Here is a 17,959-nt window from a genome sequence, read left to right on the forward strand (position 1 = left end):
AGGCTTCTCAGCCGCTCACGGTGGCGTGCTCGCGGGTCTTCTCGAGCGTTGCCGGGCCGATCCCGGAGACCTCCAGCAGGTCGTCCACGGAGCGGAAGGGGCCGTTGGAGTCGCGGTGGTCGATGATGCGCTGGGCGATCGCGGGGCCCACTCCGGGCAGTCCCTCCAGGGCAGTGGCATCAGCGGTGTTGAGGTCGATCAATGCTGCCCCGCTCCCGCCGCCACCGCCTGTGGGTGCGTCGCCGCCACTCCGGGCTGGGGCCGTACCCAGGGCGGGAGCGGCCACCGGGGGTGCCTCTCCGGGGACGGGCAGGTGGATCTGCTCCCCGTCGGTGATGGGGCGGGCGAGGTTCACGGCGGCGAGGTCGGCTTCCGGGGTGGGCCCGCCGGCGGCGTCCACGGCGTCCTGCACCCGCGCGCCTGGTCCGAGACGGACCACGCCGGGGGCGGCCACAGCGCCGGAGACGTGCACGACGATCTCGGTGGTGGCGGCCTCTCCTTCGTGCGCGGTGGGTGCAGTTCCCGGGCCGGCTGGCTGTCCGGGGGCGGGTTCCGGTGCAGATCCTGCGGATGCCGAGGAGTCCGAGGACGACGTGGGAGCCGACGGTGATGCATCGGTGGCATCGTCGGCCGGGGATGCGTCCATCGGCTGGGAGACGGATGTCGGCTCCTCGAGCGGTACGGCGGAGCCGGAGGAGCCCAGGTGGATCGCGCCTGCTCCGATGAGGATCAGCACCGCGATCCCCACCAGGGAGGAAGGGCTCGGGGCGGGCAGTGAAGCCCGCTTGGCCCCGGCCGGGGGTTCGTGCTCGACGTGCTCGACCAGCGGCTCGGTGCTTCGCCTGTGCCGCCCGGGCCGGTTGCGTCGCGGCCACCCCTGCTGTACTCCCATGAGCACGACGCTAGGGACTGAACAGGCACCTCACACCATCAGGGCCACCGGTGGGGAGAACAGGGCGCTGTGGAGGAACCTCAGCACCGGAGGATGGATGGGATCAGACGATCCCCAGCATCGACATCCACTGCGCCCAGAAGGCGAACAGGATCACCAGTGCCACCAGCAGGTACCAGGCCAAGGTCAGCAGCACCCAGCGGCGCAGGATCCCGGCCACAGGTCGGGGCAGCGGCAGGTCGCCGCTCTCCACCGTGTGGGCGAGGGTGGCGAAGAACATGGGGGCCGTGGCCACCCACACCACCATGCACCACGGGCACAGGGCGCGGATGATGAAGATCGCGGAGAACGCCAGGAAGTGGATGAAGGCGAAGGCGAAGGTCATCCCGCCCAGTCGCGCCCAGCGCATCCACGGTGGCAGGGAGGTGCCGCTGATCATCAAGGAGCCCAGCACCCCCATGATCGCGAAGCCTCCCAGGCCCAGAGCCATGTTGGGGATCCCGAAGGCCTCGGCCTGCCAGGTGAACATCACGGTGCCGCAGGAGATGAACGGGTTGATGTCGCACGCCAGGGTGCCGCCGGGGTTCTCCAGCAGGAACAGCTTGTCCACCAGCAGGTTCAGGGCGGCGATCCACCCCACCAGGCCGCCGATCAGCAGCACCGCACCGGTGAGCGCGGCACCGGCACGGGGCTTGGAGCGGCGCTCGGCAGCGAGTTCCGCGTCGATCTCTGCACGCAGCTGCGCGTCGTCGAGCTCCTCGCCGTTCGCATCGTCGGCGACGACCTCCGGATCGCCGCCCACGGCGGTTGCCCGCGACGTGCCCGGCGTGGAGTGCGCGGAGCCCTGGTTCTCGTTCATCGAGGACATTATGCTCACGCCACGGGGTGGGCGCGATACCAGTCCGCGAGGCGTTCGAAGCCCTCGTCGATGCTGACCGCGGGGGTCCACTGCAGGCGCTCGCGGGTGCGGCGCTGGTCGAACCAGTGTGCGGTGGACATCTGCTCGGCCAGGAACTCCGTCATCGGAGGCTCGTCGGCCCCGGGACGGATCTCCCACAGCCGCTCCACCACGCGCCCGGCGGCACGCGCCACCGAACCGGGGATCCGGATGCGGGGACGGGGCACCCCGGCGGCGTCGCACCAGCCGGCGAACACGTCGCGCACAGTGCGGGGCTCACCGTTGGTGACCACGAAGCTCTCGCCGTGGACGTCCTCGATGCGGTCCAGGCCCGCCACGATGGCGTCGGCCGCATTGGTGACGTAGGTGGTGTCGATCAGGGCCATGCCGTCGTCCAGCAGCGGCAGGCGGCCACTGCGCGCTCGATCCACGATCCTGCCCACCAGCTGGGTGTCGCCCGGTCCCCACACCACGTGGGGGCGGATGGAGGTGACCAGCAGGCCGTCGTGGCCGTCGGCCTCCATCGCCAGCAGCTCGGCGGCGGCCTTGGTGCGCGCGTAGGGGCCGCGGGCGTGCTCAGGGTCGGCGGGGGTGGCGTCCAGGCCCACGATCGCGGTGCCCAGGTGCGCCACCGACGGGGATGACACGTTGACCAGATGCCCGCCACCCTGGGCGCGCAGGGCGTCGACCACATTGCGGGTGCCGCCGATGTTGATCTCGCGGTACTCGCTCTCGGGCCCGGAGATCGACACCTTGGCGGCCAGGTGGATCACGGCGTCGCAGCCATCCACCGCGCGGCGTACGTCCTCGGCGCTGGTGAGGGATCCGTTGACGTCGGTGACGCCGTCGATCCCAGCGGGGCGGCGCTGGAAGGCGCGCACCTCCTCACCGCGGTCGCGCAGGGCGGTCGCCACAGCGCCGCCCAGCATCCCCGAGGCGCCGGTGACCAGGATCCGTCGGCCGCTCACAGGGCCTCCGCCCGCTCGCCGCGCAGCGTCTGCTCCGACCAGCGCGACAGGGCCGCACGGTCGATCTTGGAGTTGTGGCGGATGTCGGTGGGCAGGGCCCGGGTGGTGAACACCGCGGTGACCTCGACGCCTGCGCGTTCGCGGACGGCGCGTCGCACCGCTTCCTGCAGGGAGGTGTCGGCGGGGCGGGGGCGCCCGGCGGGACCGGGGCGGTAGCCGTCCTCGGTCTCCAGGATCACCACCACCTGCTGGGTGCCCCGGGGGCCCACCACGGCAGCACCGGCGCGGCGCACCGTGGGGACGGTCTCGGCGGCGTCCTCCACCTGCACGGGGGTGAACAGACCGTCGGCGGTGGCCAGCACGTGCGCGGCACGGCCCTCCACCCACAGGCGACCGTCCTCGTCGAGGTGGCCCACATCCCCGGTGGCGTGCCAGCCCTCGAAGCGCATCGCGGCGTGGGTGGTGCCGTACAGCATCAGGTAGCGGTCCCGCACGTGCGGGGCGCGGATCAGGATCTCGCCGGTGGTGCCGGCCTGATCGGTGATCTCGCCGGTGGTCTCGCCCTCGGCGTCCATCGCGGCGATGGCGACCTGGACGCGGTTGACGGGACGGCCCACGCACACCCCGGCCCCGGGGCCGGCGGCCTCGATGCCCTCGAGGTCGATGGCGGTGGCGACCAGGCACTCGGTCATCCCGTAGGGGGTCAGGGCCTTCGCGTGGGGCATCAGGCCTCGCAGCTCACGCAGCAGGTGCGCGGCGATGGGAGCGCCTGCGGAGAAGAAGCTCGGCACCCGGGCCAGGGCCGCGCGGCCCTTCTCGTCCAGCTGGCTCGCCGTGTCCAGGATGTTGCGCAGCGCCGCCGGGGCGGTGAACACCGCTGGGGACCCCAGGGCGTCCACGGCCTCGGCGAGTGCCTTCGCGGTGAGTTCGCCGGGGCGGGTGATGTCCATGTCCGGCACCACGGAGGGGGCGCCGAGGGCGGGGCCCAGCAGCGCGAACGGCGCGAACCCGGCGACCAGGCCGCGCTCGGGGTCCAGCTGCAGGGTGTCGCCCACGGCGGTGAACATGGCGGACATCTGCCGGTGGGTGTACACGGCGCCCTTGGCGGGGCCGGTGGAGCCGGAGGTGAACAGGATCGCAGCGTCGGCCTCCGGGTCGGGCCAGGGTGCATCCAGCGGTGCGCCGAGGTCACGCATCTGGGCGCCGGAGGCGGCGAGCTGCGCCACGGAGGTCTCCACGCCGAGCACGGTGCGGTCCACGGTGGGCAGCTGGCTGACGCTGATGCGGCGGCCGGGCCAGCCCATGGCGCGGGCGCCGATGAGGGCCTTGTTGATGCCGATGATCCAGTCGGGGTGGGAGCCGATCACGGCGCGGGTGAGGCCGTCCACGCCCAGGCCGGCGTCGGCGATCACGGCGACCGCGCCGATGCGCAGGCAGGCGTACAGCACGCCGGTGAGGTCGGCCCCGGGGGTGATGAGGATGGAGACCCGGTCCCCGGGCTCGATGCCGTGGGCGAGCATGCCGGCGGCGATGTCCTCCACGCGGCGGTTCAGCAGCGACCAGGAGATCTCGCGGCGCTCCCCGTCGGGACCGGAGAGCTCGACGACGGCAGGGCGGTGGGCGTGGGCCGGATCGGCGGCGAGACGGCCGATGGGTTCGCCCACGTGCCGCTCCGGTGCCTGCTCGGCGTAGGTGGAGACGGCGCGGTGGGCGCTGCCGGCCGCGGGGTCGCTCAGGTCGACGCGGCCGGCGGGGCCGTCACCGTCGAAGGTGTCCTGCAGCCAGGTGGCCACCAGTCCTGCGACATCGGCGTCCTCCCACACCAGGTGGGAGGCCTTCTCGAAGCGGTGCACGGAGGCGTGCGGCACCCGCTCCAGCAGGTCCCGCAGGTAGCGGTCGGAGAAGGTGATGTCTCGCGGGCCCCAGGCGAACAGGGTGGGCACATGCAGTTCGCTGATCCCATCGGCCAGGCGTTCCAGGGCGGGCCGGGAGGGGTGGGTGGCGTCGGCCGGGATGTCGGCCACGAAGGCCTCGATGCCCTTGCGGCGAGAGCGGCTGCGGTACGGCGCCAGGTAGGCGTCCTGCACCTCGGCGGGCAGCGAGGGCTTGGACAGCGACAGGGTGGTGCGCAGGAACGCGTCGGTCAGCGACGTGGAGGCGGGCAGGAATGCCGGGGTGGTGGCCAGCTGCAGGGCCTTCGGCAAGGATTCCCCGAGCTCCTGGTGGATGCCGGTGTTGGTGAGGATCATGCCCACCACGTCGTGGCGGTTGTCCAGGGCCCAGCCGGTGGAGATGATGCCGCCCCAGTCGTGGCCCACGGTGACCACGGGGCCGCGCAGGGACAGGGCGTCGGTGAGCAGGGAGAGGTCGGTGATGCGGTCCTGCAGCAGGCGGGTGACGCCGGTCCGCTCGGACCAGCCCATCTCCAGCTGGTCCACGGCGATCACGCGCCAGGGGATGTCCTCACGCACGAGGGTGCGGTACAGGAAGGAGTAGGTGGGGTTGCCGTGGACGGCCAGCAGAGTGCCGCGCGGGGCGATGCCGCGCTCGGCCAGCAGCGGGGCGGAGTCCAGCAGGTGCCAGCGGCGCATCTCACCGGTGTGGTCGCGCACCTCCAGGGTGCGGGAGATGCGGGGGTCCACGCCGGGCATGGCGGGCACCTCGGGGATCTGGGCGCGGCGTCGGCCCTTCGGGGTCGTGCTCACCATTCCACCTCCATGAAAGCGGTGTTCAGTCCGGAGCCCACCCCGAGCAGCAGCACCCGCTCACCGCGGGCGATGTCCTTCTGGTGGTTCGCGAGCGTCATCGGCACGGCCTCGGCAGCGATGTTGCCCCAGTCGGGGAAGCTCACGGGGATGCGCTCCATCCCCACTCCGGTGATCTTCGAGAAGTTGCGGGTGTACACCATCGACACCTGGTGCGGAATCACGTGCTCGATGCTGCGGAAGTCCAGGCCCGCCTCGTTGGCGTCCTTCCAGGTGTCCATGATCAGCGCGATCCCGTTCTCCAGCAGACCGGTGGAGTCGGTGCGCATGTCCTGCATGTTCGCCACGCACAGCTCGTGGTGCTGGGTGCCGGCCCGGGCCTGGGTCAGCTTCAGGCGGTGGCCCTCGGGGTGCTTGTCGGTGGGGCCCAGCACCGCGGCGGCGGCACCGGATCCCAGGGTGAGGGAGGCGAACTGGTTGTTGAAGTCAGCGCGGGTGGCGGACTTGGAGTTCAGGCGGTCGATGGTGCCGCGCTGCACCTCCTCCACGTCCTCCGCGCCCACGATCAGGGCGTACTGGATCTGCCCGGCGTCGATCATCCCGGCGGCCATGGTCATGGCGTTGACGAAGCCCAGGCACGCGTTGGTGATGTCGAAGTTCATGCAGCTGGTGGGCATGCCCAGCGAGTGGTGGATCGCGGTGGAGACGGCCGGCTCGAGGTAGGGCCGGGACACCGAGGCGTTGATCAGCAGGCCCACCTGGTTGCGGGTGATGCCGGCGTTGGCCATCGCGCGCTCGGCGGCGTTGACCACGCCGTGGCGCCAGCCGTCCTCGGTGTCCTGCCACCAGCGGCGCTCGTACACCCCGGCCACGCGCTGCAGCACGCCCTTGGGCAGGCGCAGGCGCTTGCGGGCCGGCGTGAGCATCTCGTCGATCTCGTCGGACGTGACGGTCACCGTGGGCAGGGTCATCTCGACCGAGAGCAGTGAAGCGTTCTGGTGGACGAAAGCTGTGTTCCCCATCTGTGTGCACTACCTCGTTCTTCGTCGTGTCTCTCGAGCCGCGGCGCTCATTGTTTCATCGGTTCCCTGGGACCGGCCGGGGGGTGTCCGATCACACGTCCGTGTGGGTCTCCCCCGCGACCTTGTCGTCCTGGACCTCGTCGTCCTGCTCCAGATGGTGGCCCAGGTGATGGCGGGCGAAGTGCAGGCACTGCGTGAGCACCCGTTCGCGCTCCCCCTCACCGCGGTGCGGCCGGGTGTTGATCTCCAGTAGCACCGATCCGCCCCAGCCGCGGTTGGCCAGGCGCCGCAGCACCTCGGCGCAGGGCTGGTTGCCCTCACCCGGTGGCAGGTGCTCGTCCTTGGTGGTGCAGCCGGAGCCGTCGGCCAGGTGCAGGTGGGTGAGCCGGTCCCCCAGCCGCTCGATCATCGCCAGGGCGTCGTCCCCGGCGGTGGCGGCGTGGGAGAGGTCCACGGTCACGTGCGCGTAGTCCTCGTCGGTGGGGTCGTGGTCGGGGAGGTAGGCCATGGCCTCGCGCACGCCCAGGCGCCACGGGTACATGTTCTCCACTGCCACGGCGACCCCGTAGCGCTCCTCGATCTCCGCGACCCCTTCGACGAACTCGCGGGCGTAGGAGCCCTGCCAGCGGAAGGGCGGGTGCGCGACGACGGTGGGGACGTCGAGCTCGAGGGCCAGCTGTACGGTGCGCTCGATCTTCACCCAGGGGTCCCCGCCCCACAGGCGCTGCAGGAAGAACAGGGTGGGTGCGTGCAGGGACAGGATCGGCTGCTCGTACCGCTCCACGTACGTGCGCAGGGCGTCGGGGTCCTGCGAGTCCGATGGGTAGGAGACCATCACCTCGACACCGTCGTAGCCGATGCGCTGAGCGAGGCGGAAGCACTCCTCCACCCCGGCAGGGAACACGGAGGAGCTGGACAGGCCCACGGGGATCCGCCGCGCCGGGTGCTGCTCACTGCGCCGGTCGCCCTCCAGGAGCCTGCGGGAGAGGTTCGCGCGGGCACTGCGCTGGGCGCTGTTGGCACGGGTGTAGGGCTTGCGCGCCCCGTTGCGCGGGGAGCCTGCCGGGTTACGGCGCTCACGACGTGGGTTCACAGTTCCTCCTCGGTGCTCGGATGCGCCGCAGTCAGTATGACTCTCCCGGGCACGGCCGGGTGGGCCGACGAGTACGAGGTCACACCCCGCGCCGGCACGCACCCCATCGTGGGCCCGCACCTACACTCGACCCCATGCGAGTACGTGACCTGGGGGCCGAGGACGCCCGCGCCTACCGAGCGCTCAGCACCGGTGCCTTCGGCGGCCGCGAACCGGCCACGGCACCGCGGCCCTTCAACCCGGCCGAGACAGCGATCGGCATCGACTCCGCCTCCCTGCCCGGTGGGGTCGACGGGGTGATCGCCGCCGGTGCCCGGATCCGCCACGACCGGATCACCGTCGGCGGTGGGGTGGCTGCCTGTGGCGGGGTCGCAGGGCTCGCCGTCCACCCCGCGCACCGCGGCAACGGTCTGTTCGGCCCGCTGCTCACCGCGGTGATCGCGCGCTGCCAGGCCGAGGGCATGGCCTTCTCGATGCTGTACCCGTCGAATCCCGCGATCTACCGTCGCTTCGGGTACCAGGAGGTGGCACGGGAGAACGAGGTGCAGGTGCCGCTGGGTGACCTGCAGCGACTGCGCCCGGTCCCGGGTCGTCGTCTGGTGCCCGTGACCGAGGAGACCATGCCCCGCCTGCGCTCCCTGTACCGGGAGCTGACGGCCGGTGACAACGGGATGCTGCTGCGCGAGGGTCCCCTGTTCCCGGACGGCCTTCCCGGTGACGGCTGGTCCGCCGTGCTGCTGGAGGACGCCGAGGGCCAGGACCACGGCTACATGTCCTGGACCCGCGCCGCCGAGTACGAGGCTGTCGAGGGGCTGGAGGTCCACGAGATCCTGGGCCGCACCCGCGATGACCGAGTGGCGCTGCTGCAGTCCCTCGGGTCCTGGTCCACGGTCACCGCTCACGCGCGAGTTCGACTGCGCAGCGAGGACCCTGTGCTGGACGTGCTGCCCAGCGGCCGGCTGCAGGCCGCACCGGGGATCCCCGGCATCGTGATGATGCGGGTGATCGATACAGCTGCCGCCCTGGAGGCACGGCCGGCCCCTGCCGGTCTCGACGGGGCGATCCGCCTGGTCGTCGAGGACTCGACCGTTCCTGGCGGGATGTGTCGCGCTGCGGGCACGTGGATCGTGCGGGCGCACGACGGTGCGATCAGTGCGCAGTGCGTCGCGGAGTGCGACGGCCAGGAGGCCCGCGCCGGTCACGCCGCGGCGTCACGGCCGGACCAGGGCGGGTCCTCGGACGGGGCCGTGGGCGAGATCCGTCTCGACATCCACGCCGCATCGCTGCTGCTGGCAGGGGGACGTTCCGTGGCCGACGCCCGCCGACTGGGCCTGCTCGTCGAGGGTGACCCGACGGCCGCACGGTTCCTCGACGCCATGCTGGCCGGCCCCCGCCCCAGCGTGCTGGACGCCTTCTGACCCCTGTCCGCACGGGGGCACCCCACGCACCGTCCTGCACCTCCCACCCGTTCCCCGCTGTCTGTTCCTGTCCCCCGCCGACCATTCCGGAGAGAACCGCCCCATGGCCAAGCTGCACTTCAAGTACGGAGCGATGAACTCCGGCAAGTCCGACACGCTGATCAAGACCGCCTACAACTACGACGAGCGAGGTCTCGCCACCATCACCGTCAAGCCCGCCCTGGATACCAAGGGCGAGGACTGGGTGGTGGCCCGCGGTGGTGCGAAGCGGCAGGTGGACGTGCTGGCAGCCCCCGGCGAGAACGTGCGATCCCACATTCATGCCGTGGCCGATGAGAAGGGCCTGCGACCCCTGCACTGCGTGCTGGTGGACGAGTCGCAGTTCCTGGAGCCCTCCCAGATCGACCAGCTGTTCCGGGTCGCCAAGGAGGACGGAATCTCCGTGATCTGCTACGGCCTGCGGGCCGACTTCCGCACCCGCACCTTCCCCGGAGCACTGCGCCTGTTCGAGCTCTCCGACAACATCGAGAAGCTCCCCACCATGTGCCGCTGCGGCTCCCAGGCCGAGTTCAACTGCCGGGTGGTGGACGGCCGTCACGTCTTCGAGGGGGACCAGGTCGCGATCGACGACGGCGCTGCCGTCACGTACGAGTCCCTGTGCGGCCCCTGCTTCATGCAGGAGCAGGACGGTGCCGGGGTGCACGTGCTCGGCTGACAGCGTCCGAGCGGGCCCGGGCCAGTGGACGGAGACGACCTCGCTGGAGGCGGCTGATGACGCGCACGTACGACGACATGCACGAACGACGACGGGGCGGTGCCGGATGATCCGGCACCGCCCCGTCGTTCGCCCCAGGTCGTTCAGGGGCTCAACGCATCAGCTGGTCAGGAGCTGAGGGGACGGTCCTCGCCCACCTCGGCGTCGCCACCGGCGGCAGCGGTGTCCTCGGAGCTCTCGCTGAGCTCGTCCTCGGTCTTCGCTGCGTCCTTCTCGGCGTCCTTCTCAGCCTTCTTCTCGGCTGCCTTCCCCTTGGCCTCGGATGCCTTGTCCTTGGCGGTGTCAGCGAGGTCTGCAGCCTTGGCCTTCGCGGTCTCGGCGACCACGGGGGCCTTCTCCTTGACCGTCTCGGCGGCATCCTGCGCGGCCTTGCCGGCGGTGTCGCGGGCCTGGGCGGCCTTGCGCTGCACCTCAGGGTCCTCGACGATCTTGCGGGCGTTGCGCTCGAGGGACTCGTAGGGGCCGCGGCCCATGCGGGAGCCGACGACGAAGCCGATGGCCAGGCCGGAGATGAACAGGAACCTCTTCATGGGTGCCTCCTGAGTTCGGTGATCGTGTCGGGTGCATCGTCCCACAATTCACCTGGGACACCGCCGGGTCAGGTATCGGCACCGTTCCATCGACCGAACGGTCCAGCCTCCACGGCCCCCGCCGACACCATCGCGGGGCACCGGCGGGGCCACGCGTCGGTCCACGTGACCGTTCTTGTCCTCACCGGTGCGCGCCGGGATCTACGATCGAAGGTGGCAGAGGACCGGTCACAGGACGCCCGGTCCTCCCCACGAAGCATTCGAGGAGCAGACGACGGTGTCATCCAAGCAGTCCCCCGCACCCACCACCCGCATCACGATCGAGGACGTGGCATCCCAGGTACGCACCTGGGTGGAGGCCGCGCGCACCCGCCCGGTGCCGCCCCCGGCCAAGCTGCTCTCCGACCTGCTGAAGGACCCCAAGGGCCTGCAGTTCACCCTGGCCTTCGTGGACCGGGTGATCCGCACCGAGGACCCGAAGGCCGCCGCGGTGGAGCTGAGGCGACTGGCACAGGATCCCCCGGAGTTCCTGCCGGCGCCGCTGCAGCGCATCGTCTCCCTCGGTGGCGTCGCCTCGAACGTGGCTCCGCAGGTGGTGGTGCCCACCGCGCAGGCCGTGATGCAGAAGATGGTCTCCCACCTGATCCTTGACGCCCGGCCCCGCCCCCTCACCCGCTCGATCGCACGGATGACGGCCGACGGCACCAAGCTGAACATCAACCCGCTCGGCGAAGCAGTCCTGGGTGCGCAGGAGGCCGCCCGGCGCCTGCAGGTGGTGCGAGAGCTCGCGGCCAGGCCCGACGTCGACTACGTGTCGATCAAGGTGTCCTCAATCGTTGACCACCTTCCGCTGTGGGCGGCGGACCAGACGGTGGACCACATCGTGGAGACCCTGCTGCCGCTGTACCTCGAGGCCTCCCGCGGCCAGCGCCCCACCTTCCTGAACATGGACATGGAGGAGTACCGCGACCTCGAGCTCACCCTGCGGGTGTTCGAGAAGCTCCTGGACCGGCCCGAGCTGAAGAACTACCGCGCCGGCATCGTGCTGCAGGCCTACCTCCCCGACGGCCCCACCGCGATGGCCCGCCTGCGGGAGTTCGCCGAGCGCCGCGTGGCCGAGGGCGGCGCACCGGTGAAGGTGCGGCTGGTCAAGGGCGCGAACCTGGCGATGGAGACGGTGGACGCCTCCGTGCACGGCTGGCCCCAGGCTCCGCTGCTGAGCAAGTTGGACACCGACGCCCAGTACAAGCGGATGCTGATGGAGGCGCTGGATCCCGCCAAGCTCGAGGCCGTCAACATCGGTGTGGCCGGGCACAACCTGTTCGACATCGCCTTCGCGCACTTGCTGATGCGTGAGCGCGGCATCCGCCCCCTGCCCAGCAGCGGGGTGGAGTTCGAGATGCTGGCGGGCATGGCGCCCGGACAGCAGGCCGTGGTGCGCGAGTCCGTCGGGTCGATGCGCCTGTACGTGCCGGTGGTGGCACCCCAGCAGTTCGACGTGGCCGTCTCCTACCTGGTGCGGCGCCTGGAGGAGAATGCCTCCAGCGAGAACTTCATGTCGGCCGTGTTCGAGCTGGACAGCTCACCGGACCTGTTCGACCGTGAGCAGGACCGCTTCGCCCGCGCCCTGAACCTGGCGCTGGAGGACGTCTCCCCCACCACCCACCGCATCCAGGACCGCTCCCTGGAGAGCCGTGACGGCCTGCCCGAGCTGGGATCCGCTGCGATTCCCTCGGTGCCCGGCCGGTTCCGCAACACCCCGGACACCGACATGTCCACGCCCGCGAACCAGACCTGGGCCGATGCGATCACCCACCGCCTGCGAGGGTCCCGCATCGGCATCGACGAGGCGCAGCAGATCCGGGTGGAGAGCATCGAGGGCGTGGATCAGGTGCTCACCCGGGCGCTGGAGGCCCAGAAGGAGTGGGCGGCACTGCCCGCCTCGAAGCGGGCGGCGGTGCTGCGGCGCGTTGCCCGCGTGCTCGCCGAGCACCGGGCCGAGCTGCTGGAGGTGGCGGCCTCGGAGACCGGCAAGACCCTCGAGCAGGGCGACCCGGAGATCAGCGAGGCGATCGACTTCGCGCTCTACTACGCCGATCAGGCCGAGGAGCTCGAGGCGGACCCGGAGACGGTGTTCACGCCGCGTCGCCTGACGCTGGTGACGCCGCCGTGGAACTTCCCCATCGCCATCCCCACCGGCAGCATGCTGGCCCCGCTGGTCACAGGCAGCGCCGTGGTGATGAAGCCCGCCCCGCAGGCCCGCCGCTGCGGTGCGTACCTGGGGCGTCTGCTGCACGAGGCCGGGGTGCCCGAGAGCGTGCTCACCGTGATCGACGTGCCGGAGGACGAGACCGGCAAGGCGCTGATCGCCGACGAGCGGGTGGACCAGCTGATCCTCACCGGTGCCTACGAGACCGCTGAGTTGTTCGCCTCCTGGCGCCCGGACCTGCGGATCCTCGCCGAGACCAGCGGCAAGAACGCCATCGTGGTCACCCCGCACGCGGACCTGGACCTGGCGGCGAAGGATGTCGCGGCCAGTGCCTTCGGCCACGCCGGTCAGAAGTGCTCGGCCGCCAGCCTGGTGATCGCGGTGGGTTCGGTGGCCCGCTCCCGCCGGTTCATGGCGCAGCTGGCCGACGCGGTGCTGAGCCTGCACGTGGGCGAGCCCACCGATGCCACCGTCCAGATGGGCCCGGTCATCGAACCGCCCGGCGAGAAGCTCGCCGCAGGCCTCACCGAGCTGGGCGAGGGCGAGACCTGGCTGTCCCGCCCCCGTCAGCTGGACCAGGAGGGCCGCCTGTTCACCCCCGGTGTGCGCGAAGGCGTGAAGGAGGGCTCCGCCTTCCACCTCACCGAGTACTTCGGGCCGGTGCTGGGCATCATGCACGCCCCCACCCTGGAGGACGCGGTGCGGATGCAGAACGGCACCGCTTTCGGCCTCACTGCGGGCCTGCACTCCCTGGACCCGGCCGAGATCGCCTGGTGGACCGCGAACGTGGAGGCCGGCAACCTGTACGTGAACCGCGGCATCACCGGGGCGATCGTGGAGCGGCAGTCCTTCGGCGGCTGGAAGCGCTCCGCGATCGGTAAGACGGCCAAGGCCGGCGGCCCCAACTACCTGGTGCATCTGATGGACGCCGCGGATCGTGAGCGTGACGCCCTCGCAGCATCGGCCACTCCCCGGGGCCATGCTGCGGCGGGCTCCGCCCGCGACGGGGCGGTTGCATCTGTCGACGACGCGGCCGGTACTGCCCCGGCGGATCTCGAGGCTGCCTGGCTCTCCCAGGCCCAGCACTCCGATCGCGAGCACATGGCCGGGTTCTTCGCCCCTCGGGACGTGCAGGACCTGCACGGTGAGATCAATGTGCTGCGGTACCTGCCGCTGCCGGTGATGGTGCGCGCAGCGGCCGGGACCCGTCCCGTCGAGCTGGAGCGGGTGCTGCACGCGGCGGCCACGGCGGGTGCTGAGGTCGAGGTGTCGATCGCCAGCGGGGAGAACGCTCCACAGCTCGAAGCAGTGGTGCGCAAGGCCGAGCTGGCCGGTGACCGGGTGCGAGTGGACCGGGTACGGGTCGAGGACGATGCCTCCTTCGCCGCCCGCATCCCGGGCCTGGACCAGGCTCGCGTGCGAGTGATCGGCACCGTGGACCCGGCCCTGCGCAAGGCGATCGCGGATCGACCGGAGGTGGCGCTGTTCGACGGGACCGTGGTCGCCAGTGGTCGTGTGGAGCTGCTGGCGTTCCTGCACGAGCAGGCGATCAGTGCCACCGATCACCGCTACGGGAACCTGCTGCCCTACCAGCAGGACCTCACCGGTGGCCGGGGCTGGGAACGCGGCGCCCAGTCCTGAACTCAGGCGCGCCGTCGGGGCTGGGAGCGCGGCGCCCAGTTCTGACCCGAAGCGCGCGGCCGTGTCCGAGACGGGCGCTGGACGGGTTCCGCGGAAGCTCCCCCACCGACTGCGACATCGTGAACAGAACCAGCCCCCCGTTACTGTTCACGATGTCGCAGTCGGCGTCGCGCTCGCTGCGTTTCCGGTGCCGGTGCCGGTGCAGCCTGTGCTGGCCTCCCATGTGCTGGCTTCTAGCGTGCTGGCATCCGGTGCACTGGCGTCGGACGAGCCGGCACAGCGGCCGTGGGCCCGCTCAACCCTGTCGACCTCCCGCTCCCCGGCTCATCCCTCCCAGCCCTGCTTGCGCAGAGCCCACCTCACCCGATCCACCGCCCTCGCACAGCCGGAGGAAAGGTCCTCCGCAACGGTGCGGACCTCGATGCATCCTGCCCGAGTGCGCCGTTCCGTTCGATCAATATCGCGCGCCTGCTGTTCCTTGGTGAGGTGGCTCGGGCCTTCGTGTTCCACCATCACCTTCAACCCCGGCCAGTACATGTCCGGCTCCCCCAGGCGCACACCGTCGACGACGGCGGGCTGATTCACCACAGGTTCAGGCATCCCGGCGTCGACGAAGGCCAGCCGCAGTGCAGTCTCCGCCGGGGAGTCACTGCTCACTCGTACGCTCGCGACCGCCCTGCGGAAGGCCAGTGCACCGCGGCCGCTGAAAGCGTCGGCCGCGGCGCGAAGCTCCGCTAGCGGCACGAAGGGCTCGGCCCGTTGCTCGAACCGCTCCCGCGGTATGCGCACCAGGTGGTCGCCGATCGCGACGAGCCCCTCGTGAGAGAGCACTGGGGCGAGATCCTGGAACGTGCGAAGACGAGACGTCACCCTCAGGCCCGAGGACGTACGAATCATCTGACCATCCCCGACCACGAGCTGGCTCCACCGGATGAGTGCCGTGTCTCCGCGACGCACACCGGTGGTGGCTAGGTGAATACGGCGATCGATGCGATCGATGCGTCTGCGCCGACGGCCTCCCGTTCCCCGCGTGTAGATGGACGCTGACATCGGTGGAGTGGTGACCTCATCCCCGAGCCTTCCGCGCAGTGGCAACCCAAGGATGCGCGCCGCGGTCAGGCCTGCAGCGAAGGTCGGCGGGTCCAGCCTGCAATAGGCGGCGACGATATTCGCTTCCGTGACCGGTACACCGCGCTGCGCGTACAGCCCGAACTCCCGCTGCTCAAGGTCCTGGGCCCTCAGGCGCCACACGGGCACACCGGCGAGGCGAGCCTCCTCAGCTGTGAACACGGGATACGCGAGGCTGGCAGGCAATGGCACTGGAAGTCTTGGCATGCGGCCAGGATGGGGGTTCGCCAGCCTCCACCCGGTCGGCTATCCAGAGTGCCGAGGTCGCCAGAACGAGTTCAGGTTCCTCCCCATGCCGGTGAGGATCTCCTCCCCCATGCCGATGACGATCTGAGCGAGCTGCCGGTGGCTACCTGAGGGAGTCGAGATTCGGCGCAATGGGCCCCGGGTGGGACACGCTCCACTCGCCCCGCCCGACTGCGACATCGTGAACAGAACCAGCCCCTCGTTACTGTTCACGATGTCGCAGTCGGCTGTGGTCAGCCGGCCAATTCAGCCACCTGGCCGTCGATCTCGATCCGACGTCAGTCGGTGCCGACCCGGGCGCCGTCGGGAACCGTGCCGCCCTCGGCGCCGAGCACGGCGTCCCCGATCACCGAGACGTCCTGGCCGAAGGTCCAGTCGCCCTGCACATCCAGGCTCACCGCCTCCTTCAGCGAGGGCACGCCCTGCGGGAACCGGGCCTCGAAGTCATTGATCAGCTTGTACGGCTCGGAGGCGAGCTTGACGGCCGGCACGCTGGGCACCTGCTGCACGAGCGCCTGGCGCTGGTCGAGTGCGTACAGGTCCGAGCGGACCAGCAGCAGATCGCTGGTGGCCTTGACCGGCAGGAACCGATCGCGGCCCACCACGATCGCGGTCGCGCCCTCGAACACCTCGATCGCCGCCCCCATGGCGGACTCGATCTGGTACACGGCAGGGCTGGTCTTGTCGGAGGGATCCACCGTCTTCTCGTTGCGGATCAGCGGCAGGCCCATCACGCCCTCGCGCTCCTTCAGCACGGCGTCGAGCTGCTCGAGGTCGAACCACAGATTGTTGGTGTGGAAGTACGGGTGGCGGTGCTCGTCGGTGAAGAAGTCCATCTCCTCCTCCGGGGTCTGCGCGGTGTCGCGCAGGATGAGACGGCCGTCGGACTTGCGCACGGCGAGGTGGCCGCCCTTGCGGTCCGCAGCGGTACGACGGCACAGCTCAGCGGCGTAGGGAGCACCGGTGGAGGCGAACCAGGAGGCGATCACCGGGCTCGGGACGGTGCCGAGGTTGTCCGAGTTGGATACCGAGGCGTACTTGAAGCCGGCGTCCAGCAGCTGCTGCAGCAGGCCGGAGGTCTGCAGGGCGGTGTAGATGTCACCGTGACCGGGCGGGCACCACTCCAGGGTCGGGTCGGCCTCCCACTCCACGGGGGTGAGGTCGTCGGTCCGCAGCTTGGGCTCCTTGTTCTGCAGGAAGTCCAGCGGCAGGTCCCCCACCTGGAGGTCCGGGTACTTCGCGAGCACGTCCAGGGTGTCCTGGCGGGTGCGGAAGGAGTTCATGAAGATCAGCGGCAGGCGCGAGCCCGTGCCGCGGCGGGCCGCCAGGACCTGCTCCACGATGATGTCCAGGAAGGTCTTCCCGTCCCGCACCGGCAGCAGTGACTTGGCCTTGTCCAGGCCCATCGAGGTGCCCAGGCCACCGTTGAGGTTGATGATGGCGAGCTGGTCGAACACCTGCTTGGCGTGCGCGGGGTCGATCTTCACGTCGTCCAGCTTGGGCGGGTCCAGGTACGGCTGGATCGTGTCCTCCGGGATGGAGCCGGTCACGCCCTCCTCGAGCTGGCCGTAGTAGTGGGTGAAGACGTCGATGGCGGTCTGCGGCACGCCCTCATCGATCATCTTCTGCTGCGCTGCGGAGAGTCCTTCGGTGCTCATGGTCCCAGGGTATCGGGGCGGCTGCGCGATTCCTGCCCGATGCAGTTCTGCCGACTGTTCGTCGGTGACTGTCTGGCCGAGTTTCACTACGGCTTTTCCGCCATCCCAGTCATATCGGTCGCGAACCCTCACTCGGGTGGCCGTCCCATAGGCACACTCGGCGCTGCGACTCAGTTCGAGCTGCGGGAGTCCTTTGCGCGCATGAGGTCCAGGGCGATGAGCCCGCCGATCACGGCCAAGCGCTCGCGGGGCGGCATGGTCGGGTTCAGCACGGCGACGTAGCGGCTGTGGCCCAGCAGTCCCCGGCCGATGCCAGCCCAGTGTCGGGCCACCTGCACCACTTCCTGCCCACCGATGCTCATGGTGAACTCGAATCCGAAGGCGTTCCCGATCAGCTCGAACGTGGGCCCGGCAGCCACCTCGATGTCCACGCGGCGGCGCAGGAAGGAGAACCGCTTGCGGATGGTGGCGATCGGGGCCCCGGTGGCGTCCTGCACCGCATAGGTGTCGAATCCGAAGTCCATCGGGTCCTCCACGTGTACCAGGACGGTCCCGTCGACCTCGCACACGTCGAAGGATCGGTTGCCGAGGACGAACCGCTGCCCGGCGCCGCCGGTGGTGGTGATCCGGCCGATCGTCGACCCGTGCTCGTCGAGGATGTCGAAGTCGTTGGACATGAATCCCGTGACCTGCTGCATCACGAGGGTGTTGTGCGTCAGCAGCCCCGCGGGCGGTGCGGACTGATCAGGGGCCTGGTGTGCGTCCATGTGGTCACA

Annotated in this window: 13 protein-coding genes; 3 read left to right on the forward strand and 10 right to left on the reverse strand. The window is 70.4% G+C overall.

What is annotated here, in order from left to right:
- Nucleotides 1–7: 7 nt before the first annotated feature.
- The 6 genes from JOD52_RS08380 to JOD52_RS08405 form a co-directional block, all read right to left on the reverse strand.
- Nucleotides 8–736, reverse strand: a complete 729-nt coding sequence (locus JOD52_RS08380; RefSeq protein WP_338124069.1) for a ComEA family DNA-binding protein — start codon at nucleotides 734–736, stop codon at nucleotides 8–10.
- 259 nt (nucleotides 737–995) lie between these two features.
- Nucleotides 996–1,751 (reverse strand): vitamin K epoxide reductase family protein, encoded by a 756-nt coding sequence (locus JOD52_RS08385; protein ID WP_150108272.1) that lies wholly within the window; start codon nucleotides 1,749–1,751, stop codon nucleotides 996–998.
- 14 nt (nucleotides 1,752–1,765) lie between these two features.
- Nucleotides 1,766–2,758, reverse strand: coding sequence for an NAD-dependent epimerase/dehydratase family protein (locus JOD52_RS08390; protein WP_017822399.1), 993 nt, complete (start codon nucleotides 2,756–2,758; stop codon nucleotides 1,766–1,768).
- Entirely contained in the window at nucleotides 2,755–5,466 is a 2,712-nt protein-coding gene (locus JOD52_RS08395; protein WP_204409440.1) for an alpha/beta fold hydrolase, read from the reverse strand. The genes JOD52_RS08390 and JOD52_RS08395 overlap by 4 nt, the downstream gene beginning before the upstream one ends.
- Complete coding sequence (locus JOD52_RS08400; RefSeq protein ID WP_204409443.1) at nucleotides 5,460–6,485, reverse strand: 3-oxoacyl-ACP synthase III; 1,026 nt, start codon at nucleotides 6,483–6,485, stop codon at nucleotides 5,460–5,462. The genes JOD52_RS08395 and JOD52_RS08400 overlap by 7 nt, the downstream gene beginning before the upstream one ends.
- Nucleotides 6,486–6,576: 91 nt before the next feature.
- Entirely contained in the window at nucleotides 6,577–7,578 is a 1,002-nt protein-coding gene (locus JOD52_RS08405; RefSeq protein ID WP_204409445.1) for a TIM barrel protein, read from the reverse strand.
- Nucleotides 7,579–7,712: 134 nt separating this feature from the next.
- On the opposite strand from JOD52_RS08405, the gene JOD52_RS08410 reads away from it, so the two are divergent.
- Together JOD52_RS08410 and JOD52_RS08415 are read left to right on the forward strand one after the other, a co-directional pair.
- Nucleotides 7,713–8,996 (forward strand): GNAT family N-acetyltransferase, encoded by a 1,284-nt coding sequence (locus tag JOD52_RS08410; protein WP_204409446.1) that lies wholly within the window; start codon nucleotides 7,713–7,715, stop codon nucleotides 8,994–8,996.
- Nucleotides 8,997–9,099: 103 nt separating this feature from the next.
- Entirely contained in the window at nucleotides 9,100–9,711 is a 612-nt protein-coding gene (locus tag JOD52_RS08415) for a thymidine kinase (protein ID WP_017822394.1), read from the forward strand.
- Nucleotides 9,712–9,878: 167 nt separating this feature from the next.
- Here the strand turns inward: JOD52_RS08415 and JOD52_RS08420 are convergent, their stop codons facing one another.
- Nucleotides 9,879–10,301 carry a hypothetical protein gene (locus tag JOD52_RS08420; RefSeq protein ID WP_204409448.1) on the reverse strand — a complete coding sequence of 141 codons (423 nt, stop codon included), beginning with the start codon at nucleotides 10,299–10,301 and terminating at the stop codon, nucleotides 9,879–9,881.
- A 277-nt stretch (nucleotides 10,302–10,578) separates the two neighbouring features.
- Between JOD52_RS08420 and JOD52_RS08425 the strand changes: the two genes are divergently transcribed.
- The gene (locus tag JOD52_RS08425) at nucleotides 10,579–14,151 is read left to right on the forward strand and encodes a proline dehydrogenase family protein (protein ID WP_204409450.1); all 3,573 of its coding nucleotides are present in this window, start codon (nucleotides 10,579–10,581) and stop codon (nucleotides 14,149–14,151) included.
- A gap of 324 nt (nucleotides 14,152–14,475) precedes the next feature.
- Here JOD52_RS08425 and JOD52_RS08430 read toward each other — a convergent pair whose 3' ends face one another.
- The 3 genes from JOD52_RS08430 to JOD52_RS08440 form a co-directional block, all read right to left on the reverse strand.
- Entirely contained in the window at nucleotides 14,476–15,441 is a 966-nt protein-coding gene (locus JOD52_RS08430; RefSeq protein ID WP_204409452.1) for a hypothetical protein, read from the reverse strand.
- Nucleotides 15,442–15,803: 362 nt separating this feature from the next.
- Entirely contained in the window at nucleotides 15,804–17,183 is a 1,380-nt protein-coding gene (locus tag JOD52_RS08435; RefSeq protein ID WP_204409454.1) for a UTP--glucose-1-phosphate uridylyltransferase, read from the reverse strand.
- Nucleotides 17,184–17,353: 170 nt separating this feature from the next.
- Nucleotides 17,354–17,950 carry an LURP-one-related/scramblase family protein gene (locus JOD52_RS08440; protein WP_204409456.1) on the reverse strand — a complete coding sequence of 199 codons (597 nt, stop codon included), beginning with the start codon at nucleotides 17,948–17,950 and terminating at the stop codon, nucleotides 17,354–17,356.
- Nucleotides 17,951–17,959 lie beyond the last annotated feature (9 nt).

Source organism: Brachybacterium muris (genome assembly GCF_016907455.1).
Taxonomy (GTDB): domain Bacteria; phylum Actinomycetota; class Actinomycetes; order Actinomycetales; family Dermabacteraceae; genus Brachybacterium; species Brachybacterium muris.

What these genes read in the sequence shown, in the direction of transcription:
- JOD52_RS08385 (WP_150108272.1), bottom strand. Translation starts at nt 1,751, where the DNA reads ATGAACGAGAACCAGGGCTCCGCGCACTCCACGCCGGGCACGTCGCGG.
- JOD52_RS08395 (WP_204409440.1), bottom strand. Translation starts at nt 5,466, where the DNA reads ATGGTGAGCACGACCCCGAAGGGCCGACGCCGCGCCCAGATCCCCGAG.
- JOD52_RS08400 (WP_204409443.1), bottom strand. Translation starts at nt 6,485, where the DNA reads ATGGGGAACACAGCTTTCGTCCACCAGAACGCTTCACTGCTCTCGGTC.
- JOD52_RS08410 (WP_204409446.1), top strand. Translation starts at nt 7,713, where the DNA reads ATGCGAGTACGTGACCTGGGGGCCGAGGACGCCCGCGCCTACCGAGCG.
- JOD52_RS08415 (WP_017822394.1), top strand. Translation starts at nt 9,100, where the DNA reads ATGGCCAAGCTGCACTTCAAGTACGGAGCGATGAACTCCGGCAAGTCC.
- JOD52_RS08420 (WP_204409448.1), bottom strand. Translation starts at nt 10,301, where the DNA reads ATGAAGAGGTTCCTGTTCATCTCCGGCCTGGCCATCGGCTTCGTCGTC.
- JOD52_RS08435 (WP_204409454.1), bottom strand. Translation starts at nt 17,183, where the DNA reads ATGAGCACCGAAGGACTCTCCGCAGCGCAGCAGAAGATGATCGATGAG.
- JOD52_RS08440 (WP_204409456.1), bottom strand. Translation starts at nt 17,950, where the DNA reads ATGGACGCACACCAGGCCCCTGATCAGTCCGCACCGCCCGCGGGGCTG.